Genomic DNA, 23062 nt, shown 5'->3' on the forward strand with positions numbered 1-23062 from the left:
AACAATGATAGTAGATAGGTATGTGGTCCCTTCTTTATTTTTTAAAACACTAAATCGTTATACATAAATGAAATGTTTGTTAGACAGATAGGGGATTAAAATGCAAACAGATCTATTAAATATATTTTTTGAAGAAGCAGAAGAACATTTACAGTCGCTAAATGAAAATGTGCTAAATTTAGAACGGAATCCTGCCGATATGGAAGTCGTAGGAGAAATATTCCGCTCAGCTCATACATTTAAAGGTATGTCTGCGAGTATGGAATTTACAGAAATGGCGGATTTAACGCATAAGATGGAAAGTGTTTTAGACGAAATTCGTCATGGTAATATGATGGTCAATGTTAATATTATTGATGTTATTTTTGAATGCATTGATAATTTGGAAAAGATGGTTGCAGATGTGCAGCAAGGCGGAATAGGTAATATAGATGTCATATCAACGAAATTTAAATTAGAAGCATTATTGAATGGAAATGCAGACGCCTCTATGGAAAATGCAGAGCAAGGTAATAAAAACAACAATGATACAGTTTCGCATGAAGTGCACATAACAGTTGAAAAACAAGCTATTTTAAAGGCTGTACGTGCCATTATGTGTTTGGAAGCGTTACAAAAATTAGGGGAAATACAAAAAACGGTTCCGAGCATTGAAGAAATTGAAGCAGACGCTTTTGGATTTGAGTTTACAGTATATATGAATACGGATCGTAGTGTTGAAGAGTTGAAACAAGTAGTTCTTCACGTTTCTGAAATTGAGAAAGTAGAAGTGAAACAAGGGAAACATAAAGCGCAAGAAATAGTAGTACAAGAAGCCGTACCCGTGGAAGAAGCGTTTCAGCAGGTTGAAACTGCACAGTTGGAGTCACCTTTAGAGCTACCAACTCAACAAGTAAGCAATACGTTAACGAAAAGTACTACAAAAACGAAAAATGCTAAAGTAGAGAATCGTTCTATTCGTGTTCAGTTAGAAAAAATCGAAAGATTAATGAATATGTTTGAAGAAAGTGTAATTGAGCGAGGACGAATTGATGAATTAGCAGAAACAATTCAAAATAAAGAGTTAATCGAGCATTTAAATCGATTAGGGGATATTTCAAAAGATATTCAAAATGTACTATTAAATATGCGTATGGTACCAATCGAAACAATTTTCAACCGTTTCCCGCGTATGGTGCGCATGTTAGCGAAAGATTTAGGAAAAAAAATAGATTTACAAATTACAGGTGAAGGTACTGAAGTTGATAAAATTGTTATCGATGAAATTGGTGATCCGCTTGTTCATTTAATTCGCAATGCAATTGATCATGGGGTTGAGACAGTTGAAAAACGCCGTGATGCTGGAAAAAACGAAACAGGTACTATTAAATTAGAAGCGTTCCATAGTGGGAATCATGTCGTAATTCAAATTACTGATGATGGAAACGGTATCTATAAAGAGAAAGTATTAGAAAAAGCGATTAAAAATGGTGTTATAACAGAAACAGAGGCAAATAAATTAACGGATCGTGAAGTGTATGATCTTATTTTCCAACCGGGGTTTAGTACAGCGGAAGTTGTGTCGGATCTTTCTGGACGTGGTGTTGGATTAGATGTTGTTAAACATACAATTCATAGTTTAGGTGGGCATTTAATTATTGATTCTGAGGAAGGAAAAGGAAGTACATTCAGAATTGAACTTCCATTAACTTTGTCAATTATTCAATCAATGCTTGTTCAAACAAATGATACGCGTTATGCGTTCCCCCTTGGTAATATAGTCGAAGCGATTCGAATTCAAAAGGAAGACATTCAATCGTTACAAGGAAAAGATGTTTTAAATTATCGCAATCAAATTATTGAAGTGAAACATTTAAGCACTGTATTTGGTGAGGAAACAGAAGGTCATGCGTTTGCATCATATGATAGTCAAATGGTTCCAGTATTAATTGTTCGCAATTCATATCGCAGCTATGGACTTATTGTCAACACGATTATCGGACAAAGAGAAATAGTCTTAAAGTCATTAGGTGACTTCTTTGCAGAGAGTTCTAACTATTTCTCGGGTGCGACAATTCTCGGTGATGGACGAGTGGTCCTCATTTTAAACCCAGAAGGTTTATAATAGGAATGAAGGAAGCTCCCTACTTGTATACGATTGGGGAGCTTTTTAGTTAGAACTGTTAATTAAGTGTGTGACAACAGCCGTTTACAAATGTTGTGGAAATAAATACATGTTCACAATGTGGCTAATAAGTTTGGTAAAAAAACGAGTGTAATCGAAAGTTTATATCATAAAAGAAAAACAGAAATGAGGAGGCAGGGAAAATGCCTGAGCAACACACAAAAGGGGATACGAGCACTATTGTACTAGAGAAAGAAAATGAGCATTTAACGCCTCAAGAGTGCGATATTCTTGGCGAGATTGCAAATATATCATTTGGTTCAGCTTCGACGGTATTATCAACCATCTTGAATAGGCAAGTAAGTATTACTACTCCTCATATAGAATTGGTGGATTTATATGATACAAGTGATGTTGAAATTCCGCATGTTGTATTAAATATTCATTTCACAAAAGGATTAGATATGGAAAATCTTCTTGTTTTAAAGCAAGACGTCGCTTTATCTATTGCTGATTTAATGATGATGGGAACAGGGGTAGTTGAAGAAGGGAAAGAGCTCGGTGAACTAGAGCTAAGTGCAGTACAAGAAGCAATGAATCAAATGATGGGATTCGCAGCAACATCTATGTCAGAGTTCTTCCAGGATACAGTGGATATGTCACCACCTACAATTAAAGTTGTGAGACTTCAGGAAGAGATGGAGAAAATCTCTGGTATTGATGGAAGTAACGTAATTATTAAAGTATCGTTTGAATTAAAAATAGATAATCTTGTAGATTCTAAACTTGTGCAAATTGTTTCAGTTGAACATGCGAAACAAATGATAAAAAAATTATTACAATTATCTGGTGGTGTGGAAGAAGGAATAGAAAAGCAAGCGGAAATTATGGAAGCTGAGGTTGTAGAAGAACAGATTGAGAAAGAGCAGTTAACACAAGAAGAGAAAGATGTACTTGGGGAAATTGCGAATATTTCGATTGGATCAGCTTCAACAGTACTATCAACGCTTTTAAACAAACCAGTCTCTATTAGTACACCAAATGTAGAGGCAATTAATGTTCGTCATTATGATGGAGTACCAATTCCTTTTGTTATATTAAATGTCGATTTTGTTGAAGGATTAAAGAATGAGAACGTATTCGTGTTTACAAAAGACGTTGCTTTAACGATGGTAGATTTAATGATGATGGGAACGGGTGAAATTGATCCGGAGAAGGAACTAGGTGAATTAGAGTTAAGTGGTATTAAAGAAATCATGAACCAAATGATGGGGCATGCTGCAACAGCAATGTCAGAAATATTTAAAGAAAAGATGGATATGACACCACCAGATGTTAAATTTGTTTCGTTAAAAGAAGAAATGGAGTATTGGGGAGAAGCGATGGAAGTGGACGAGCTTGTTCAAATTACGTTTAACATTGAATTTGGTGACCTTCTTCAGTCAAAGATGTATCAAATACTACCAATTGCAGAAGCAAAAGAAATGGTTAGACGACTTCTTTATCCGATGGTGGAAGAGCAAGAAGAAATAGTTGAAGAAGTTATTGAAGAGGAAGGAATTCCTGCACCAGTCATACAGCCGATGGAATATCAAGAAGTTAAACAGGTAGAGCCAGTGTATATGGATGCATCTATTCTACAAAATGTAGAAATGAATGTTAAATTTGTATTTGGAAGTACAGTGAGGACAATTCAAGATATTTTAAGTCTACAAGAAAACGAAGCGGTCGTACTGGATGAAGATATTGATGAACCGATTCAAATTTATGTGAACGACGTATTGGTTGCGTATGGAGAGCTTGTAAATGTAGATGGGTTTTTCGGAGTAAAAGTGACGAAATCGCTATAGGGGTTTGAACAAATAGATGAAAAATGTAAAGTTTTTTCTAGTGAGTTTGCTATTTATATATATATGTACTTTCTTCCCATTGCAAGGGCAAGCGGAAGAAGTAATTGGACAAGAGCAAAATATAAGTGAATTGAATGAGAAAGAGGAGCAACATATAGAAAATCGGGAACAGCCAGAACGAACGGAAATGCCCCCGGTTGAAGATGAAAGAAAAGCAATAGAGAATGAGAAAGAACAACGAGAAGAAAGAAAGATAGAAACAGACCGAGGAACCATTACAGTTAATAAGCAGGAATTAAAGGTTGGCGAAAAACTGCGAATTACTGTAGAGCCAAATGAAAAAAATATTAAAAGTGTAAAAGGTGTATTGCAATTACAACAAAATGGTGTGCAGTACAGGCAGGAAAGAGTAATATCTTTCGAGTATGAAGAAGAAACGAAACGATGGGTCGCCAATTACAAAGTCGGAATATATGATTTGCAAGGTGATTGGAATCTTCAGTTCGTTGAAAGCTATAAAGGAGATGAGAAGGAAGAAGTAGTAGAGAATGAATTAAATGTTCCGCTCATTCGAATAAATAATGAAACACCCACTATAGATAAAGAATTACCGAAGTTAGAGAAGGTTACTATTGATGAGGCGAACGAGAATTTTATTGAACGGAAAAAGGAAGAATCTGTTCATATACGAGTAAAGACGATAGATATAGAATCGGTTGTTAAAGAAGTGCGGGTTATATTAAAGGGAAAAGAAGAAAGTACCGATATTACATTTTTATTAGACTATAATAAACACGACATGGATTGGCAGAAAATAATTGAAATAACAGAAGCATTACCTATTGGTCAGCATCAACTTATTGTGGAAGTAACAGATGCGGCAGGTAACAAGCTTGTGACAGAGAGTGAATATATCATTTCTATTATCGAACCAAAAGTGAAAGATGATGAAAATATAGAAGAACATACGAATCAAAATAAACTAGAAGATAAGAAGGAAACTGAGAAGCAGGAAGATTCGAAAATGGAGACTCCGCTTCCGGAAGAAAAACTTCCAGTTGTTCAAATACCAAAGCAAGACGAGAAAGTAAACTATGTTATAAAAGAGCCGTTGAAAGAGAAAGAGGAAATCAACTATGTTATAAAAGAGCCGTTGACAGACAATAAGGAAGTAAATAATGGGAAGGCTCATAAAGATACAAAAAGCAAAAATGATAATCAAGTCGTTTCTAAAAAGAAAGAAAAAATAGAAGAACGACAAGAGAAAAAAGAAGAAAAAAGTGAACAGGGAGTACAAGCCTCTAATGTGTTTGCTATTATGTCAGGATTATTTGTACTATTTTTAGTTTTAAAGAGTAATAAAGAGTGGGGCTAATAATTTAAATGGTCTGTTACAGCTCTATTTCTCTTTGTATGGGTTATAGGTATCATATTGATTCGTATTCTATAATAAAAAAGGTCGTCATTTCAATTATGACGACCTTTTGCTATATTTTTTCATAGACAAATGTATCAAAACGCTGAAGGTTGTAGCGTTCGGGTGTTAAAATTTGTTCTGTGCTACCAACGAATAGTACGCCGCCTTTTCTTAAAGAACGACTAAATTTTTCATAGAGCTTTATTCTTGCTTCTTCTGTAAAATAAATCATTACATTTCGACAAATGATTAAATCGTAGTTCGTATCAAATGCCTGCATTAATAAATCGTGTTGCTTAAATGTGACTTGCTGTTTAATATTTTCATGTAATATATATGTATCATCTTCTTTTGTGAAATGACGTTGTTTTAAATCAATAGGTAATTCTTTTAAAGAGCGTTCTGTATATTGACCACGTTTCGCAGTTTCTAAAACATGATAATCAAGATCAGTAGCTTGAATTTCATAACGAAACGGAGCTAGATGCTTCGATAAGATTAAAGAAAGTGTATACGGTTCTTCACCGGCAGCGCAAGCAGCACTCCAAACTTTTAATTTACCGTTATTTTGTTCAAGTAGTTTTGGTAAAGCTTTCGTTTCTAACGTTTGCCAGCGTTCTTTGTTTCTGAAAAACTCTGAAACATTAATCGTAATGTAGGCAATAAAACTTAAAAATAATGTTTGATCAGTGCGTAAACTATTTAAAAAGTTTGTATAATTGTCAAAACCTTTTCTTGAAATGAAAGCATCGATTCTTCTGCGCATTCTATCTTGCTTATAGGAAGCGATATCCATATTAAATAGCTGTTTAAAACTTGTAATAAAATGATTATAATCTTGTTCAGTTTTCATATTTACAATAGGAAAAATAACGATATTGTTCCTCCCCCTTTACATCATACGAATTTTTTGTTCAAAGCTTTTTTTCATCTGCTTTTCATGTAAGCCTGGTAAATCATAAATAACGGCGTCAATTCCTGCTTCGTTTGCAATGTCAATAGGAATGACAGACGTATGTTTATCCCCATTATAAAAACAGAGAACTAAATCAGTATCTTCGACGATTTGCTTTACAAAAAACATATAATCTGATCGATAAATGGAGTCGGAAGGATGATCAAAAGCAATATATTCAGCTCCGTGTTTTTTTAAATAAGTAACGACTTCTTGAAATTCGCCTGTTAATAAATGTAACGGTTGTAGCGTATAAAGGCATAAATTTTGAGCGAGTCTTTCGTTTTCAATGAAAAAATGAAGAACTTCATTTTCAATAGATTTATAACATAATATGCAAATTTTATGTTTGTAAGCATAGTCAATTAAAAATTTTTTTATTTCTTCTTGATCTAATGCTGTTAATTGATTTGAACCACAAAGAAAAATATTCATAGTTTTGTGCCACCTCATGCTAAATTGTAACATATCTTCTATAAAAAATAACTGCAAAATATGAGTGTTCAGAGTATAATTATAAATAACTGGATTTTACGATTAAGTTTTGAAAGAAATAAAAAAATAAATAGGTGATATATATGCTACGTTCTGTCTCGCACAATCCGAATTTATCGCATATACCGCCTGCTACTCAAATACCGAAAGAAGCAAATGTCAGGACAGGACTTGCATTTTCGGATAATTTGCATGCAGATCCGAAAAAAGATAAATTGTTAGAACAAATGGAAGCGTTAGTTAATAATATTGGGGAAATTAAAGAGAAAATTGAATTAGAGTTAACGCTCGATAATATCATGGAATACAAAAATACTGTGAAATCATTTTTGAATTTTTATGTTGATAACTTACTGCAATATAAAGACGTTATGTCTCGTCATCCGCGTTATGGATATTCGCAGAAAATGACAATTGTAAAACAAGCTGAAGTGGGATTAAATGAATTGGAAGATGTTATGAATTTAATTAATACGAAAACAGGACATTTAGAAATGTTAAATCAAATTGGAGAAATTCATGGTTTAATTGTAAATTTAGTTTTGTAAAAGGGAAGGAAGCTATATGTACATACAATTATATGAAAAGCTTGTTATTATTCAAAAAGCATATGAAAATATTCAAACGCTTGGAGAACAAATATATGAGAATTTAAAACATAAAAATATAAATGCAGTTCAAAAGCTGCAAGTGGAACAATTACAATACATAGAAGGTGTAAAAGGATTATCTCGCTCTTTTGAGGAGATGGTTGTTCAGTTTTGTAAAGAAAAGAAAGTTGAACCATTGCGTATGCGTTCGCTATTTTCTTATTTTTCACCGGAAGAAATTGAAAAAATGGAAGAAATACAAAAAAGTTTAAATGAATTAGAAAAAAATGTAAAAATGGTTCTTTTGAAAAATCAATATCACTTAAACGTACTATTAAAAAATATAGAGATTATTGTAGATTCCGTTTCTGAATACAATTTGGAGAAAAACAATAATTCGCAAATCTTTATGAATGAACTATTGTAAAGGAGAAGTGAAGCATTATGAGGTTATCTGATTATAATACGCCGCTATCTGGTATGCTAGCGGCTCAAATGGGATTACAAACGACGAAACAAAACTTATCTAACATTCATACACCTGGTTATGTGCGTCAAGCCGTGAATTTAGGTTCTGCAGGAGCTAGTAACGGTCATACGCCAGGACAGAGAATTGGTTATGGTGTACAAGCATTAGGTGTTGATCGAATTACTGATGAAGTGAAAACGAAGCAATTTAATGATCAGTTGTCACAGTTCTCGTACTACGCATATATGAATTCTACTTTATCACGAGTAGAGTCTATGGTAGGAACTACAGGGAAAAATTCATTATCAAGTTTAATGGATGGTTTTTTTAATGCGTTTCGTGAAGTTGCGAAAAATCCGGAACAATCAAACTACTATGATACATTAGTTGCTGAGACTGGAAAGTTCACAAGTCAAGTAAATCGTCTTGCGAAAAACTTAGATACAGCGGAAGTACAGGCGACAGAAGATATTGAAGCGCATGTCAATGAATTTAATCGTCTTGGGGCTAGTTTAGCAGAAGCGAATAAAAAAATTGGACAAGCAGGGACACAAGTACCTAATCAACTATTTGATGAACGTGATCGCATTATTACAGAGATGTCTAAATATGCCAATATAGAAGTGTCTTATGAATCTTTAAATCCGAATATCTCGAATGTTAGAATTAATGGCGTTTTAACAGTAAATGGACAAGACACATATCCACTTCAATTAAATAAAGGGAACGAACCGATGACTGTTGCGATTTATGGCTCGGATATTCCTTTAACGGGTGGAGCAATTCAATCGGCAATAGATACGATAGCGAAGATTGCTAGTTATAAGAAAAATATTGAAGACTTAATGAGTTCTGTGAAAAATCAAGTGAATACAGTGATGGGAAAAGATTTCTTCGTTGGAGATCATGCGAAAGATATTCAGTTAAATCCTGAATTCGCAAAAGATGTTTCAAAAATGAAAATTCCTGCTGAAAAAGCAAGTAAACTGGCAGGAATTACAGATGGAGATTATAAAGAAGGTCTTTCTTATAAACAAGCGTTAGACCAATTTATAGTTGGTGTAGCTTCTGATAAAAGTGCGGTGAATGTTTATCGAAATATTCATAAAGATTTATTAGAAGGTATTCAGCAAGAAAAAATGAGTATAGAAGGCGTCAATATGGAAGAGGAAATGGTTAATTTAATGGCCTTCCAGAAATACTTCGTGGCAAACTCTAAGGCTATTACAACGATGAATGAAGTATTTGACAGTCTGTTTTCGATTATTAGATAACATGTAGAAGAATTGAAAAGCTTTTATATGGATCCAATCTAGGGTAGAAGCGCACAGAGCCTTTTAGTGGATCAAGCCGTGTAAAATCAGAGAAATGAAATGGTTGAATGGTAAGAAAGAAAATAACCGTACAAAGTGGCAGTTACTTCCCCTTGCCAAGTCAAATATAGATAAAGGAGAAGATAGGGATGAGAGTATCGACGTTTCAAAATGCAAACTGGGCAAAGAATCAGATGATGGATTTGAATGTGCAACAGCAATATCACCGAAATCAAGTAACTTCCGGTAAAAAAAATCTTCTCATGAGTGAAGATCCACTTGCAGCAAGTAAATCATTTGCGATTCAACATTCGTTAGCAAATATTGAACAGATGCAAAAGGATATAGCAGATTCTAGAAATGTGTTAAGTCAAACGGAAAATACATTACAAGGTATTGTGAAATCTTTAACGAGAGTGGATCAATTAACTTTGCAAGCGGTAAACGGGACGAATAGTCCTAATGAACTAAAAGCAAGCGCTGCAGAAATTGATCAGCTTTTAAAACAAGTGGTGTATTTAGCGAATAAACAAGAACAAGGGCGATATATTTTTGGTGGAGATAGTGCTTCAAAACCACCATTTGCAGAAGATGGTACATATCAAGGTGGGGAAAATGACGTTACCTGGAAATTAAATGATGGATATGAACTCAAAATGTTTCGCAATGGAAAAGATTTATTGGAACCCGTAATTAAAACGTTAACAAAAATAAGAGATGTTATGCAAAATGGAGACCAAGATGCACTGGAATCTGTAATGGGAGAAAATAAAAAAAGTCTAGATAATATATTGAATCGTACGACTGAAGTAGGTTCAATATTAAATACAGTGGACACATTTAAGACGATATTAAGTGAACAAAATCTAGCTCTTCAAGAAAATAGAAAAGAGACAGAAGATGTAGATTTAGCGGTAGCAATTTCAGATTTAGCTTATATAAATGCGACGTATGAGGCAACATTAAAAGCTGTTAGTACAATGAGTAAGACAAGTATTTTAGATTATATGTAGAAAAGAAGTGAAAAATTTGGGAACTTCAGTATCAAATTTAGGTGGAAGACAGCAAATATGGAATCTTGGTAACAATATTATTGATACCTCTAATCTAGTAAATTTAGAATTACAGGCTTTAGAAATGAAAAAAACACCTTACAATAATCAAAAACAAACCTTAGCTACGGAACGAAATGTATATGCGAGTATGAAAAAAGAATTCGGTAGTTTTATGCAAGTATTCAAGGAGATGTATGCGTTTAAAGGGAATGAGAAGAAAGCGGGGGTGTCTAAAGAGGGATTTATTAATGTTCAAGCGGATGCTTCCGCAATTGCAGGAACGTATACGATTAATGTTAAAAAAGTAGCGGAAAGACATCAGATTACAACTACACTCATAGATAAATCTGATTCTGAAAATCCTAAAAATATAATCGACTTGGATTCGGAAATTGGAAAAGATGCTACATTTCGTATTAACGATAAAGAAGTTAAGCTTACTAAAGAGATGACATATAAGGATTTTGTTAATAAAATGAATAATGGAAATTATGGAGTGTCTGTATATTCATTAGGTGGACAGTTGTTTTTCACATCAACTACTGCTGGGAAAAATGGAGAAATTAAATTAGTTGATGGTGAAGGTGGAATATTAAAAGACATTGGATTGGTAACTTCAGAAATGATAGATGGAAAAAATGTAATTGCCAAACAAGTAACAGCGCCTCAAAATGCCGAATTTATAATTAATGGTATGACTGATAGCAGTCCCTCTAATAAAATTGATACAATTCCAGGATTAACTATTAATTTGGAAAAGGAAACGACTGAACCAATTAAGGTTACGATTGAAGATTCAAACATTAAAGAATCAATCAATATGATAAAAAAAATGAGAGATCAATATAATAAGGCTGTTTCAACGCTCGATTTATTTGCCGGCGAAAATGGAGCTATGCAAGGTAATAATATTGCATTTTCTATTAGTAATATTATGGCTAATGTATTTAGACACAAACAAGATGATAAATTTATGTTTTCATTTGGAATTGAAGTCGATAAGACTGGAAAAATGGTTCTCGATGAAGAAAAGCTAAGTAAGGCTTTTAAGGAGAATCCAGAAACTGCAAAACAGTTCTTCTTTGGCTTTAATGGACTAGGGCATGAGATAGAAAAAAAACTAGATGGTATTTTAGGAGATGAAGGTGTAATAGGGCAGAGGTCAAAAAGTATAGAGGGGCAAATAAAAGAGCTAGATAAAAAAATTGATGCAATAGATAAGCTGAATAAACAAAAACAAGAGACCATTATTGATAAATATTCAAAGTTAGAACAACAGTTATCGATGTTAGATCAGCAACTAAAAACAATTAAAGCAATGACAAAGCAAAAAAGTGATGATTAATGAAAGTTAAGGAAGTGATCGTATGCAAGCATGGCAACGCTATATGCAAAATGACATTATGACGAGTAATCCAATTAAAAATACAATTTTTATTTATGAAAGATGTATCGTTGAGTTTCGTAATTTAGAAGAGCTTTTAAATACTTTTAAACTCCAAGAAGGAGATACGCTTCTTGAAAAATTAGAACGTATTTTTGAAGAGCTAAAGCTTCAATTAAATCCTGAGATTACTGAAGATTTGTATGATAGTTTATTCGGTTTATACGATTGGATTAGCATTCAAATTCAGACGATGAAAGTAACGCGTGAAGCAAAAGACATTGATACGATTGTGAAAGTGTTACAAGATTTAATAGATGGTTACCGCGGAGCACTTGAAAATGAACAATGATATTTATCAAGCGTTTGTCGGCTGTTTTAATGAAATCGGTGAATTGCAAGTGTCAGATGAAGAATTTGCTGAGAAAAGTGCTATGTTAAATCGCTGGATGGTGACTTTGGATGAAAAGATGCGAGCGGATGTTGCAGCGGAAGTGAGTCCATTAATAATAAAGGCAGCTCAACATATTCGAGATAAGAAAAAGATTTTGGAAGAAATGATTATGACAAATGATGGGCGAATGAAAGCTAATTCGTTTTACGGTAAATATTAATTGTAAAGTATGGAAACGGGTTCCTCTTATTACAAGGGGGATCCATTCTGTTGTTTGAATAAAGACGTTCCGCTGATTGAGGTTTCACTTTATGACTGTAATGGAAAAATAGCAATAATCTAAAAAAATGAACGTTATTTTATTGTTCTTATATCGAAATATTATATAGATTACTAGGTGAATACAGTTTTTTATATTCTTTTATATATTTTTGTATTTTTCTAAAGACAACAATGGGAAAATGGAATAAAATATGAAAGGGTACAAAATAGGTAATATTTTAATAAATACATATAAGGAAATAAATAATGAAGTGAAACTTCCATCAGTGGATGATCATGTCGTAAGCGGTATGATGGAAAAAAGAAGGGTGTGGAATATGCCGGACTTAGTTAGTGATGTTAGTCATTATATGAATTATTTAGTAACGAAGCGAAATACTGTTTCTAGTAATATTGCAAATGCGAATACACCGGGCTATAAAGCGCAAGATGTAACATTTGCTGAACAAATGAATATGAATAATCCACTATTCAAAAAAAATGCTGCGGATTTAAAGAGTAATTCAGACTTATATCAAACGAATGAAATGCACTTACCGACAGCAAATATGAAAAATACATATGCAAAGATCCAAACGAAATCAATGCAAACGAATAAAGATGGAAATAGCGTGGATGTAACGACAGAAATGCTAGATTTAATGAAAACAAACCAATTATATGGTATCTCAATTAATGCGATTAATACGCAATACGCAATTAACCAAGCAGCACGTGGACGTTAAGAGTAGAAGGAGAGACAACAATGTTCCAAGCAATTAATGCAAGTGGCTCAGCGCTAACTACAGCGAGAAAATGGATGGAAGTTACTTCTAACAATATCGTAAATGGGAATACGACGGGAGCACCAGACGCAGAGCCGTATCACCGCCGAAGTGTGGTGCTAGAATCAAATAATAATTTTGCAAATATGCTAGAGGGAGTTCCTGCTAACGGAGTGAAAATAAAAAGTATTGAAACAGATCGAAATGAAAATCTAGTATATGATCCAACGCATCCACATGCAAATGAAGAAGGATATGTACGTTATCCGAACATTGATGTGACAGCTGAGATGACGAATGTAATGGTTGCTCAAAAAATGTATGAAGCAAATACAAGTGTATTAAATGCAAATAAAAAAATGCTCGATAAAGATTTAGAAATCGGCCGAGGATAAGAGGGAAGAGGGGAAATATGAAAATCCAACCATTGTTAAATACACAGCCATTTGGAGCACTGAAAACTTCACAAACATCTGTAGTTGAAGGTAAAAGGTTTATTGATTTATTGGAAGATATGAATAAAACGCAAAACAATACACAAACTGCGGTATATGATTTATTGACAAAAGGGGTAGGAGAAACGCATGACGTTTTAATTCAGCAGAAGAAAGCTGAATCACAAATGAAAACGGCTACTCTTGTACGAGATAATCTTATTGAGAATTATAAGTCACTAATTAATATGCAAATTTAGGAAAATGGACGGGTGTGTTTAAATGGAAAAGATAAAAAATGTTTTCCAATCGTTAAAAACGTGGCATAAGTTAGTCATTGGTGCTGCGCTTTTAGCAATTGTAACAGGAGCACTTTTATACTTCACCTTGCCAGATAAATATGTTGTTGTATATCAAAATTTAAATGATGCAGATAAGCAAGAGATTACAGCAGAATTATCGAAGCTAGGTGTTGATTATCAATTAGCAGCCGATGGTTCGATTCGAGTGCAAAAGAACGATGCTCCATGGATTCGAAAAGAAATGAATGGAATGGGATTACCGTTTAATTCAAAAAGCGGTGAGGAAATTCTATTAGAAAGCTCGCTCGGTTCAAGCGAGCAAGATAAAAAAATGAAGCAGCTTGTCGGTACGAAAAAGCAATTGGAGCAAGATATTGTCCGAAACTTTGCGACAATTGAAACGGCAAATGTGCAAATTACATTACCTGAAAAAGAAACCATTTTTGATGAAGAGAAGGCAAAGGGAACAGCCGCAATTACTGTTGGTGTGAAACGTGGACAACTATTAACAGCCGATCAAGTTGCGGGTATACAGCAAATGATTAGTGCAGCCGTTCCGGGTGTGAAAGCAGAAGAAGTAAGTGTTATTGATAGCAAAAAAGGTGTTATCTCAAAAGGAGCAGATGCGGTGCATTCTAATAATTCTTCTTATGAAAAAGAAGTTGAGATGCAACACCAAATTGAAGGTAAATTAAAACAAGATATAGATGCAACGTTAATGACGATGTTTAAACCAAATGAATATAAAGTGAACACGAAAGTGTCTGTAAACTACGATGAAGTTACACGTCAGTCAGAAAAATATGGTGATAAAGGTGTACTTCGTAGTAAACAAGAGCAAGAAGAACGCTCAACGGCACAAGATAACCCAAAGCAAAGTGCTGGTATTACAGCGAACGGTGAAGTGCCAAACTACGGTACGAACAATAATCAAGATGGTAAGGTCGTCTATGAGAATAATAACAGTAACAAAATTGAAAACTATGAAATAGATAAAACAGTTGAAACAATCAAGAAACATCCAGAGCTAACGAAAACAAATGTTGTTGTATGGGTAGATAACGATACGTTAGTAAAACGAAGAATTGATATGACAACGTTTAAAGAAGCAATTGGTACAGCAGCTGGACTTCAAGTTGACCCGAACGGCAACTTTATAAATGGTCAAGTTAACGTTGTAACTGTTCAGTTCGATCAACCGAAAGTAGAGAAAGAGAAAAAACCAGAAGAAAGTGGTATTAATTGGTGGTTATTCGGTGGAATTACAGGTGGCTTGTTAGCGCTTGGTGGCCTATTATGGTTCTTCTTAGCAAGACGTAAGAAAAAGAAAGAAGAAGAGGAATATGATGAATACTTAGCAGAAGAGGAAGTTGCTGCAAGTAGTGAAAGTATTATGGAAATTCCTGAGGAAAAAATAGTACCAGAACCAGAGCCAGTAAAATCGATAGAACCTACATTAGATGAACAAGTGCAGGAAGCTACGAGAGAGCATGTAGAAAGTACGGCAAAAGTTATTAAAAAATGGCTAAACGGATAGTAAGGGAGGAAAAACAATGTTAGATGAAATCTCCTCCAAAGAAAAAGCTGCCATTCTCATTCGTACATTAGACGAAGAGGTGGCAGCAAAAGTCATTGAATATATGACGGCTGAGGAAAAAGAAGTGTTACTTCGTGAAATTGCGAAGTTTCGTGTACATAAACCAGAAACATTAGAAAATGTACTGGGTGAGTTTCTATATGAACTAAATGTAAAAGAATTGAATTTAGTGACTCCAGATAAAGAATACATTCGTCGTATATTTAGAAATATGCCAGAAGACGAGTTGGAAAAATTATTAGAAGACCTTTGGTACAAAAAAGATAATCCATTTGAATTCTTAAATTCACTAACAGATTTAGAGCCACTTCTTACAGTGCTTAATGATGAATCGCCACAAACGATAGCAATTATTGCTTCTTATATTAAGCCGCAACTAGCATCTCAATTAATTGAGAGATTACCAGATCATAAACGTGTAGAAACGGTAATGGGCATTGCGAAGCTAGAGCAAGTAGATGGTGAACTAATTAATCAAATTGGTGAGTTATTAAAAGCAAAATTAAATAATATGGCATTTAGTGCTATTAACAAAACAGATGGCTTGAAAACGATTGTGAACATTTTAAATAACGTTTCACGAGGCGTTGAAAAAACAGTTTTTCAAAAGCTTGATGAAGTCGATTATGAATTATCTGAGAAAATTAAAGAAAATATGTTTGTTTTTGAAGACTTACTCGGTCTTGAAGATCTTGCGATTCGCCGTGTGTTAGAAGAGATTACAGATAATGGTGTTATTGCGAAAGCAATTAAAATTGCAAAAGAAGAAATTAAAGAGAAATTATTTACATGTATGTCTTCAAACCGTAAAGAGATGATTCTAGAAGAGTTAGATGGCTTAGGACCGCTTAAGATGACGGATGCTGAAAAAGCGCAGCAAATGATTACAGGTACAGTGAAAAAGCTAGAGAAAGAAGGAAGAATTATCATTCAAAGAGGTGAAGATGATGTCCTTATTTAAAAACAGAATTCCGAAGAATTCTGTTTCTTTTTCTGAAGAAACGTATGAATTACAGTTTCCAAAACCAATACGAGTTCATGATGAAGGGGAAATACAAGTGAATCATGCAGAGCTTCTTGCGCAGCATGATGCATTACATATTGAAATGAACCATCTAAGGAAAGAGCAGCAAACGCTAGAACACGAACGTCAGCAGTTGTTACAGGCTAAAGAAGAGTTTCAAATGCATATTCATGAACAAATGGAACAGATAGAAGCAGCGCATATGCAGTTTCAAAAGGAGCAACAAGAAATAGCATACGAATGGACGGAATTATTATGGGAACAATCTTTTCAATTAGCAGAAAAAATTGTGAATCAAGCGATAGATTCACGATTATTAGACGTTCTGCCAATATTAACAGGGATCGTTCAAACATTACCCGCTTCATTTGAAAAGTTAATTATAACGGTTCATCCAGAAACATTTGAGCGTATACAAGAAGAGAAAGAAAATACGAAAGAGTATTGGTTACTACAATTAGTAGAATGGAAGTATGATTTTTCTTTACAGTTTGGTGAGTTTGTTTTGGAGGAAGAGAAAGAGTTCTTTGAATTTAAATTTGCACCAATATTTGCGAAACTTCGTCGTAAATGGGAAGAGAAAAAGTTGTTTGAGGAGCAAAATGTATGAATAGAAAGTTCATGAACGAACATAATAAATGGAATACGTTTATTGAAACACCGTTTTATACGAAAGTTGGCAAAGTTCATAGTGTACAAGAGCAGTTTTTTGTAGCGAAGGGACCGAAAGCGAAGATTGGAGATGTTTGTCTCGTTGGAGAGCATAGTATCTTATGTGAAGTGATTGCAATTGAAAAAGAAAACAATATGTTACTCCCATTTGAACAAACAGAAAAAGTGTGTTACGGAGATTCAGTTACATTAAGTGCAGAAGATGTCGTTGTACCCCGTGGTAATCATTTGCTTGGCAAAGTGTTAAGTGCAAATGGAGAAGTGTTAAACGAAGATGCTGAAAATATTCCAGTGGAAAAAATAAAATTAGATGCACCGCCGATTCATGCGTTCGAGCGTGAAGAAATTACAGACGTATTTGAAACGGGAATTAAATCGATTGATTCTATGTTAACGATTGGTATCGGACAAAAGATTGGTATTTTTGCTGGATCGGGTGTTGGTAAATCTACTTTACTTGGGATGATTGCGAAAAATGCAAAAGCTGATATTAACGTTATTAGTTTAGTAGGTGAACGTGGCCGGGAAGTAAAAGACTTTATACGAAAAGAATTAGGCGAAGAAGGTATGAAAACAAGCGTCGTTGTTGTAGCGACGTCAGATGAAAGTCACCTTATGCAACTTCGGGCGGCAAAGCTTGCAACATCGATTGCCGAATATTTCCGAGACCAAGGAAATAATGTATTACTTATGATGGATTCAGTTACTCGTTTTGCCGACGCTCGCCGAAGTGTAGACATTGCAGTCAAGGAATTACCAATCGGTGGTAAAACACTGTTAATGGAAAGCTATATGAAAAAGTTATTAGAGCGATCCGGAAAAACACAAAAAGGATCAATAACAGGTATTTATACAGTGTTAGTTAATGGTGATGATTTAAATGGTCCTGTACCAGATTTAGCTCGTGGTATTTTAGATGGACATATTGTATTAAAACGTGAGCTCGCAACTCTTAGTCATTATCCTGCCATTTCTGTATTAGATTCGGTAAGTAGGATTATGGAAGAAATCGTATCGCCGAATCATTGGCAACTTGCAAATAAAATGAGAAAAATTTTATCTATTTATAAAGAAAATGAATTGTATTTTAAATTAGGAACAATTCAAGAAAATGAAGAAAATACTTATATTTTTGAATGTAAAAATAGAGTAGAAGATATAAATATATTTTTAAAGCAAGGTCGAGCTGATAGCTTTCATTTTGAAGATGTTGTCCCAGCAATGCACCATATTGTATAAGACCTTGCCCTTCGAGGTCTTATTTTTTTGTTTTTAATATTTCACAGTTTTTTTGTGAAAAAACTATATAATAGAAAAAAGGAACGTTATAATAGGAAGGGGCTATGAAAAAGGGTGGATAAACAGCAGTACGACACGATAAAATTGCATATTAATCAAGAGAAAGAACAAATCTTGAAAGAAGTGTACGAACTAACAGCTGAAAAAAGAAAAATAGAACAAAAAAAAGAATATGATTTGCATGTTGTGAAATCACGTAGTAAAGTCGTACAAACTGGGCAACGTATTATGGTAGGTATGCTGTCTTCACATACATTTTCACCTGAAAGAATAGAAGAATGGAATCGGAAAATTAAAAAAACAGAAGGTTTTATTCAAAAAAATGAAAGCCTTTTAGAGAAAATAAAAGAAAAAGAACGTGTCATTGATGAAATGTATCAAGAAGATTGTAAGAAGCTTGCGAAAGTAAAAGAAGAGTTAGAAGAAAAAATGCTTCTTGATTTAAAAATGAGTATGAACGGATGAGGTGGATGTAGTGATACAATTTGTATTACCGGTGCAGCAAAGTTTACCTCCGCAAAAAGACAAAGGGCTAGAAGTACAATCGAAAAATGAAAATCCTTCATTCGATCGTGCGATGAGAATTGAAAATAAAAAACAGCCGAAAACGGAGAAATCGAAACGAGAAGAAGCACCAGAAAAAGAGAAGAAAGAATATCTTCTCGCAAAAAAAAAGGTAACGAAAAAAAAGCCGATTGAAAAGAAAGAAGAAAAAAAAGAGACAGAACAATTATTACTAGCTGTATCTGAGCAAATGATTACAATTGAGCAATTGCGTGTGCAGCCAGAATCGTTATATCAATACATGCAAAAAATACAAGAATTATATAAAGAATACGGAAATATTAAACTGAACGAATTGTCTACAGCTGAATTACAACAATTACAAGAAATCCTTTCGAACATTAATATTAAAAATATCATATATTTAGAAGAAACAATGCAAATGGCGTTAAACAAGGTGACGATGCCAGAGCAGACATTGCAAGTATTAAAAGTCGTAGAATCAGAAACTTGTAATATTGCAAAGAAACAAGAGGGGTCTAAGGAAGTAGACCCCTCGAAAGCAGAGAGTGATGATGTGAAAGTAGAGTTACCAAAATCCGATCAGTTAAATGACTCAAATTCGACCGGAGCTGAGTTATTAAATAAAGCAACGGGTACTGGCCAAATAGGAAAACAAAATAGTGGAGCTGAGAAGTTTACATTACCTGACTTAGGCAAGAAGATGGAAGAACAAGTAGAAGCTCTGCAAAAGTTTGTAGTGAAACAAGAACGTGTTTTATTCCAGCTAAATCCAGAGAAGCTTGGTACATTAACTGTATTTATGAAAAAGCATGGAGATCAAATTGATGTCCATGTAGAAATGGAAAAACACGATGCGAAAAAACGTGTTGAAATGATTTTTGACGAATTGAAGCTAAAGTTAAAAGAAAAAGAAATTAATATTCAAATTAGTTATTCAGAAAAAGATGAGCATCATAAAGAACAACGAGAACAAGAGCAAAGACAAAAGCAAAAACTAGCAAGTACGAAACAAGAGAAACAAGAATCGAAAGAATTTGCTGGATTATTGGAGGAATAAAGCGTGCCAACAGTGGGATTAAATACAACGAGTACAAATCATATTCCGTTACAGGCGGGAGCGCAAAAAAGCAACGCACCTGTTAACGGTGTACAGTCGCCAGTAGGGCAAACAAACGGAGTATCAGCAAGTACTCAAAAAACTCCCGGTGCAATGGAGAAAGATGATTTTCTAAAATTGTTTTTAGCGAGTTTTCAGCATCAAGATCCATTCAATGCGATGGATATGAATCAAATGATGAACCAAACAGCGCAGTTATCTCTTATGGAACAAGTGCAAAATATGACAAAGGCAGTTGACTCTTTAAGAACGACGATGTATTCGACAGCACTTGATGGCGGAATGAAGTTTTTAGGAAAGTATGTAAGGGGTATTGACGGTGAAGGGAACAAAGTGACTGGTCAAGTAGAGACAGTTCGCCTTGCAGAAAATAACGATGTACAGCTTGTTATTGATAATAAAGTTGTATCTCTTCGTTTCGTTGAAAGAGTATCTGATAAACTGATTGGAGAAACGAATCCAGAAGATGTAAAGAAAGATGATCAAAAAATAACTGAAGAAGTAAAAACAACAAATTCATAAGGGAGTGTCCATGCATTATGATTAAAGCGTTATATACAAGTATTACAGGAATGAATGCAACACAAAATGCATTAAGTGTAACTTCAAATAATATTGCCAATGCACAAACAGTTGGTTATAAAAAACAAAAAGCAATGTTTGATGATTTACTGTACAACAATTCAATTGGTGCAAAAGGTGACGATAGATACGCAGGGACGAACCCAAAAAGTATCGGTAACGGTGTGAAAATGAGCGGAACGGTTACGGATTATAGCGATGGTACAATTACGTTAACGGGTGGTAAAGCACAAGCAGCAATGGAAGGTAATGGTTTCTTCGTTGTAGGTGATTCAAAAGCTGGAAATATGGAATTTACACGTAAAGGGACCTTTACAATATCCTCGAATTACTATATTACGAATACAGAAGGTAAATATGTATTCGCTTATCCAGCCGATCCATCAACTGGTAATGTTGACTTATCTGGTATCCCAGGACCACTACAAATTCCAATGGGATCAGCAATCGGTGGTATTCGAACGTCAAAAGGTATAGTTGGAGGGAACATTCCAGCTGATGCAAAACACATTACGCAAGAATTGCCTGCATACGATGATGCCGGTAATACATGGACAATGCGCGTAGAGTTTACACAAGATGGTGAACATAATTACAAATATACAGTAAAGATGCGCAATGACTCGAAAAAAGAAACTGAGTTTACAGAGATTCAAGGCGCAGGTGGTAATGTGACATTCGATGCAGTAGGGAAGCCAGATCCAGTAAATCCTGAAGCGAATATTCCATTTAATGGTGGAACAGTAAAAATAGATTTTAGTAAATTAACAAACCACCCGACAGAGAAAACAATAGCAGTAACAAACGTAGATGGTAGACCAGCGGCAACTGTTAAAGATTGTTTTATTGCTGACGGTGGATATGTGATGGTAAAATATTCTGATGGAAGTATGAAAGCGGCAGGTCAATTAGCTGTTGGGATGCTCCCGAATGAAGGCGGCCTAATGAAAACTGGTAATGGTAACTTTACAGCGACAAATACAACTGGTATTTTAGCACTAGGTGTATCTGGTCAAAATGGTGCAGGAAAAGTACGTGGTGGTGCACAAGAAGGTGCAAACGTAGATTTATCTATAGAATTTGTTGATTTAATGTTATACCAACGTGGTTTCCAAGGAAATGCGAAAGTAATTAAAATTTCAGATGAAGTATTAAATGAAGTTGTAAACTTAATCCGATAATAAATAGTAAAGAAAAATTGTAATGTAGTAGAAAGGGTTTTATATTCGTATGACAAGACAAGAGCGAATTTTACAATTGCCTTTTTTCGAAAATAAACGTGAGCTTGCTGAGCAAGTGTTAAAAATAGAACGAGAAGAGCATGTATATTTACCAGATCAATTTGAAATCAAACAAGTGCCCCCATATTTGTTTGGTGAAAAACAAGTAATCATTGGCCGTATACACGAGTTTTATTTCGTAAGTATTGGTAGTGAAGGCGCTTGGAAGTATCAACTGTTTAAAGATGAGATGAAGTGCCGTGAGTTTTTCGTTATGTTGCCGGATATTACGGATCAGCAGCTTGCTTTTTGGTTTAATAACATTGAGTTGTTGAAAGGGGCATAAAAGTTCTTAAACGCTTTTTTTAGGTTTTGAGAGAAGGCCCAGCGATGTTTAGTAGCGGTTAGTGTCTATGAGTGGCTCGCATGTTGTAAAACGAGAGATACGGAGTGGTTCTAAGATAGTTGAAGAGGCAATGAGCCATGAATGAGATAGGTTAGTTGAGAAGGCCGAAAGTCAATTGTGGTGGTGCCTCTTCTCTCTTTGAAGATAGGGTCTATAAGTAGTGATTTGAAATAGATTATTTAGATTAATTTAAGATAGTTGTGTTATATTGTACAATTAGACTAAGTTTATATAAAAGGAGAGGTGAGGAGGATGGCGCAGAATAAGTATCGCGTTACATTCATTTCGCCGAGTGAGGTTGAGCAGCGGACTATAATGACGGCGAGGAGTTTGCCAGATTTAATTCGTAAAGTAGAGGGTATTATTGCAGATCCGAACGGTTATTTTGCAAATGATAAAAAGAATAATTGCTATTTTAAAGTGATTAAAGAAAATGTTACGTTTATTCAATATGAGTTACTATTTTCGGATAAGGAAATTCATATTGAAAAATTAAAACATATAGCACCGGCGGTATTGAAACAATTATTTAAAAAAATAAACGATCCGGAATTATATGCACTTGCACTCCTTGATGTTGATATAGCGACAAAGGATTATGTGCTAGGAGAAATGAATCCAGAGCTTAGAGTGAGAGTGGAAATAGAGCTTTCGAAAAAATGGGAAGCGATGCCAACAGAAATTGTAGGAGCGCAAGAAGTGTTATTAGAGGCACTTGCTTCGTTTATACAAGATTAAGCTTTACCACTGTTTTTATTATTTTTAAACTGTAAGCTCACTCAATTATATATATTTTTTATATAGATAAT

At 34.4% G+C, this 23062-nt stretch carries 25 protein-coding genes; 23 read left to right on the forward strand and 2 right to left on the reverse strand.

Annotated elements, in window-relative coordinates; translation table 11 throughout:
• Positions 1-100 precede the first annotated feature (100 nt).
• The 3 genes from LUS72_RS08185 to LUS72_RS08195 all read left to right on the forward strand — a co-directional run bounded on the left by LUS72_RS08185 (position 101) and on the right by LUS72_RS08195 (position 5329).
• On the forward strand, positions 101-2104 hold the full coding sequence (locus LUS72_RS08185; RefSeq protein ID WP_264448779.1) for a chemotaxis protein CheA: 2004 nt from the start codon (positions 101-103) through the stop codon (positions 2102-2104).
• Positions 2105-2307: 203 nt separating this feature from the next.
• Complete coding sequence (locus LUS72_RS08190; protein ID WP_097831656.1) at positions 2308-3954, forward strand: flagellar motor switch protein; 1647 nt, start codon at positions 2308-2310, stop codon at positions 3952-3954.
• A 16-nt stretch (positions 3955-3970) separates the two neighbouring features.
• Entirely contained in the window at positions 3971-5329 is a 1359-nt protein-coding gene (locus LUS72_RS08195; protein ID WP_098361692.1) for a transglycosylase, read from the forward strand.
• A 112-nt stretch (positions 5330-5441) separates the two neighbouring features.
• Here LUS72_RS08195 and LUS72_RS08200 read toward each other — a convergent pair whose 3' ends face one another.
• Both LUS72_RS08200 and LUS72_RS08205 read right to left on the reverse strand, forming a co-directional pair.
• Positions 5442-6224 carry a CheR family methyltransferase gene (locus LUS72_RS08200; RefSeq protein ID WP_097831655.1) on the reverse strand — a complete coding sequence of 261 codons (783 nt, stop codon included), beginning with the start codon at positions 6222-6224 and terminating at the stop codon, positions 5442-5444.
• Positions 6225-6263: 39 nt separating this feature from the next.
• A complete protein-coding gene (locus LUS72_RS08205) occupies positions 6264-6761 on the reverse strand; it encodes a flagellar motor switch protein FliG (protein WP_264448782.1) in 498 nt (165 codons plus the stop codon).
• A gap of 143 nt (positions 6762-6904) precedes the next feature.
• Between LUS72_RS08205 and LUS72_RS08210 the strand changes: the two genes are divergently transcribed.
• From LUS72_RS08210 to LUS72_RS08305, 20 genes are all read left to right on the forward strand, one after another.
• Positions 6905-7369, forward strand: coding sequence for a YaaR family protein (locus LUS72_RS08210; protein WP_097831653.1), 465 nt, complete (start codon positions 6905-6907; stop codon positions 7367-7369).
• A 16-nt stretch (positions 7370-7385) separates the two neighbouring features.
• On the forward strand, positions 7386-7838 hold the full coding sequence (locus tag LUS72_RS08215) for a hypothetical protein (protein ID WP_097831652.1): 453 nt from the start codon (positions 7386-7388) through the stop codon (positions 7836-7838).
• 17 nt (positions 7839-7855) lie between these two features.
• The gene (flgK, locus tag LUS72_RS08220; RefSeq protein WP_097831651.1) at positions 7856-9154 is read left to right on the forward strand and encodes a flagellar hook-associated protein FlgK; all 1299 of its coding nucleotides are present in this window, start codon (positions 7856-7858) and stop codon (positions 9152-9154) included.
• A gap of 188 nt (positions 9155-9342) precedes the next feature.
• Entirely contained in the window at positions 9343-10206 is an 864-nt protein-coding gene (locus LUS72_RS08225; RefSeq protein WP_097831650.1) for a flagellar hook-associated protein 3, read from the forward strand.
• Positions 10207-10222: 16 nt separating this feature from the next.
• Positions 10223-11593, forward strand: a complete 1371-nt coding sequence (locus LUS72_RS08230) for a flagellar hook-associated protein 2 (RefSeq protein ID WP_097831649.1) — start codon at positions 10223-10225, stop codon at positions 11591-11593.
• A 22-nt stretch (positions 11594-11615) separates the two neighbouring features.
• Positions 11616-11984 (forward strand): flagellar export chaperone FliS, encoded by a 369-nt coding sequence (gene fliS / locus LUS72_RS08235; RefSeq protein WP_097831648.1) that lies wholly within the window; start codon positions 11616-11618, stop codon positions 11982-11984.
• On the forward strand, positions 11974-12246 hold the full coding sequence (locus LUS72_RS08240; protein WP_128855214.1) for a flagellar biosynthesis protein FlgG: 273 nt from the start codon (positions 11974-11976) through the stop codon (positions 12244-12246). Before fliS ends, LUS72_RS08240 begins: the two co-directional genes overlap by 11 nt.
• A 253-nt stretch (positions 12247-12499) precedes the next feature.
• Positions 12500-13033: a flagellar basal body rod protein FlgB gene (gene flgB, locus LUS72_RS08245; protein ID WP_306475213.1), complete on the forward strand. Its 534-nt coding sequence runs from the start codon at positions 12500-12502 to the stop codon at positions 13031-13033.
• Positions 13034-13053: 20 nt separating this feature from the next.
• Positions 13054-13467: a flagellar basal body rod protein FlgC gene (gene flgC / locus LUS72_RS08250; protein ID WP_097831645.1), complete on the forward strand. Its 414-nt coding sequence runs from the start codon at positions 13054-13056 to the stop codon at positions 13465-13467.
• Positions 13468-13484: 17 nt separating this feature from the next.
• Positions 13485-13766, forward strand: a complete 282-nt coding sequence (gene fliE, locus LUS72_RS08255) for a flagellar hook-basal body complex protein FliE (protein ID WP_097831644.1) — start codon at positions 13485-13487, stop codon at positions 13764-13766.
• A gap of 22 nt (positions 13767-13788) precedes the next feature.
• Entirely contained in the window at positions 13789-15345 is a 1557-nt protein-coding gene (gene fliF, locus LUS72_RS08260; RefSeq protein ID WP_097831643.1) for a flagellar basal-body MS-ring/collar protein FliF, read from the forward strand.
• A gap of 16 nt (positions 15346-15361) precedes the next feature.
• Positions 15362-16366, forward strand: coding sequence for a flagellar motor switch protein FliG (gene fliG / locus LUS72_RS08265; protein WP_097831642.1), 1005 nt, complete (start codon positions 15362-15364; stop codon positions 16364-16366).
• Positions 16353-17039 carry a FliH/SctL family protein gene (locus LUS72_RS08270; protein WP_097831641.1) on the forward strand — a complete coding sequence of 229 codons (687 nt, stop codon included), beginning with the start codon at positions 16353-16355 and terminating at the stop codon, positions 17037-17039. Before fliG ends, LUS72_RS08270 begins: the two co-directional genes overlap by 14 nt.
• Positions 17036-18340 (forward strand): flagellar protein export ATPase FliI, encoded by a 1305-nt coding sequence (locus LUS72_RS08275; protein WP_097831640.1) that lies wholly within the window; start codon positions 17036-17038, stop codon positions 18338-18340. Before LUS72_RS08270 ends, LUS72_RS08275 begins: the two co-directional genes overlap by 4 nt.
• Positions 18341-18454: 114 nt before the next feature.
• Positions 18455-18865, forward strand: coding sequence for a cytoplasmic protein (locus LUS72_RS08280; protein WP_097831639.1), 411 nt, complete (start codon positions 18455-18457; stop codon positions 18863-18865).
• 10 nt (positions 18866-18875) lie between these two features.
• Positions 18876-19985 (forward strand): flagellar hook-length control protein FliK, encoded by a 1110-nt coding sequence (locus tag LUS72_RS08285; protein WP_170961008.1) that lies wholly within the window; start codon positions 18876-18878, stop codon positions 19983-19985.
• A 3-nt stretch (positions 19986-19988) separates the two neighbouring features.
• Positions 19989-20567, forward strand: a complete 579-nt coding sequence (locus tag LUS72_RS08290; RefSeq protein WP_264448787.1) for a flagellar hook assembly protein FlgD — start codon at positions 19989-19991, stop codon at positions 20565-20567.
• Between the two features lie 17 nt (positions 20568-20584).
• Positions 20585-21808 carry a flagellar hook protein FlgE gene (locus LUS72_RS08295; RefSeq protein ID WP_097831637.1) on the forward strand — a complete coding sequence of 408 codons (1224 nt, stop codon included), beginning with the start codon at positions 20585-20587 and terminating at the stop codon, positions 21806-21808.
• A 49-nt stretch (positions 21809-21857) separates the two neighbouring features.
• Positions 21858-22193: a DUF3964 family protein gene (locus tag LUS72_RS08300; protein ID WP_097831636.1), complete on the forward strand. Its 336-nt coding sequence runs from the start codon at positions 21858-21860 to the stop codon at positions 22191-22193.
• Between the two features lie 312 nt (positions 22194-22505).
• The gene (locus tag LUS72_RS08305) at positions 22506-22991 is read left to right on the forward strand and encodes a LysR family transcriptional regulator (RefSeq protein WP_097831635.1); all 486 of its coding nucleotides are present in this window, start codon (positions 22506-22508) and stop codon (positions 22989-22991) included.
• Positions 22992-23062 lie beyond the last annotated feature (71 nt).

It is taken from the genome of Bacillus cereus (assembly GCF_025917685.1).
GTDB lineage: Bacteria > Bacillota > Bacilli > Bacillales > Bacillaceae_G > Bacillus_A > Bacillus_A cereus_AT.

What these genes read in the sequence shown, in the direction of transcription:
- LUS72_RS08185 (WP_264448779.1), top strand. Translation starts at nt 101, where the DNA reads ATGCAAACAGATCTATTAAATATATTTTTTGAAGAAGCAGAAGAACAT.
- LUS72_RS08190 (WP_097831656.1), top strand. Translation starts at nt 2,308, where the DNA reads ATGCCTGAGCAACACACAAAAGGGGATACGAGCACTATTGTACTAGAG.
- LUS72_RS08195 (WP_098361692.1), top strand. Translation starts at nt 3,971, where the DNA reads ATGAAAAATGTAAAGTTTTTTCTAGTGAGTTTGCTATTTATATATATA.
- LUS72_RS08200 (WP_097831655.1), bottom strand. Translation starts at nt 6,224, where the DNA reads ATGAAAACTGAACAAGATTATAATCATTTTATTACAAGTTTTAAACAG.
- LUS72_RS08205 (WP_264448782.1), bottom strand. Translation starts at nt 6,761, where the DNA reads ATGAATATTTTTCTTTGTGGTTCAAATCAATTAACAGCATTAGATCAA.
- LUS72_RS08210 (WP_097831653.1), top strand. Translation starts at nt 6,905, where the DNA reads ATGCTACGTTCTGTCTCGCACAATCCGAATTTATCGCATATACCGCCT.
- LUS72_RS08215 (WP_097831652.1), top strand. Translation starts at nt 7,386, where the DNA reads ATGTACATACAATTATATGAAAAGCTTGTTATTATTCAAAAAGCATAT.
- flgK (WP_097831651.1), top strand. Translation starts at nt 7,856, where the DNA reads ATGAGGTTATCTGATTATAATACGCCGCTATCTGGTATGCTAGCGGCT.
- LUS72_RS08225 (WP_097831650.1), top strand. Translation starts at nt 9,343, where the DNA reads ATGAGAGTATCGACGTTTCAAAATGCAAACTGGGCAAAGAATCAGATG.
- fliS (WP_097831648.1), top strand. Translation starts at nt 11,616, where the DNA reads ATGCAAGCATGGCAACGCTATATGCAAAATGACATTATGACGAGTAAT.
- LUS72_RS08240 (WP_128855214.1), top strand. Translation starts at nt 11,974, where the DNA reads ATGAACAATGATATTTATCAAGCGTTTGTCGGCTGTTTTAATGAAATC.
- flgB (WP_306475213.1), top strand. Translation starts at nt 12,500, where the DNA reads ATGAAAGGGTACAAAATAGGTAATATTTTAATAAATACATATAAGGAA.
- flgC (WP_097831645.1), top strand. Translation starts at nt 13,054, where the DNA reads ATGTTCCAAGCAATTAATGCAAGTGGCTCAGCGCTAACTACAGCGAGA.
- fliE (WP_097831644.1), top strand. Translation starts at nt 13,485, where the DNA reads ATGAAAATCCAACCATTGTTAAATACACAGCCATTTGGAGCACTGAAA.
- fliF (WP_097831643.1), top strand. Translation starts at nt 13,789, where the DNA reads ATGGAAAAGATAAAAAATGTTTTCCAATCGTTAAAAACGTGGCATAAG.
- fliG (WP_097831642.1), top strand. Translation starts at nt 15,362, where the DNA reads ATGTTAGATGAAATCTCCTCCAAAGAAAAAGCTGCCATTCTCATTCGT.
- LUS72_RS08270 (WP_097831641.1), top strand. Translation starts at nt 16,353, where the DNA reads ATGTCCTTATTTAAAAACAGAATTCCGAAGAATTCTGTTTCTTTTTCT.
- LUS72_RS08275 (WP_097831640.1), top strand. Translation starts at nt 17,036, where the DNA reads ATGAATAGAAAGTTCATGAACGAACATAATAAATGGAATACGTTTATT.
- LUS72_RS08295 (WP_097831637.1), top strand. Translation starts at nt 20,585, where the DNA reads ATGATTAAAGCGTTATATACAAGTATTACAGGAATGAATGCAACACAA.
- LUS72_RS08300 (WP_097831636.1), top strand. Translation starts at nt 21,858, where the DNA reads ATGACAAGACAAGAGCGAATTTTACAATTGCCTTTTTTCGAAAATAAA.
- LUS72_RS08305 (WP_097831635.1), top strand. Translation starts at nt 22,506, where the DNA reads ATGGCGCAGAATAAGTATCGCGTTACATTCATTTCGCCGAGTGAGGTT.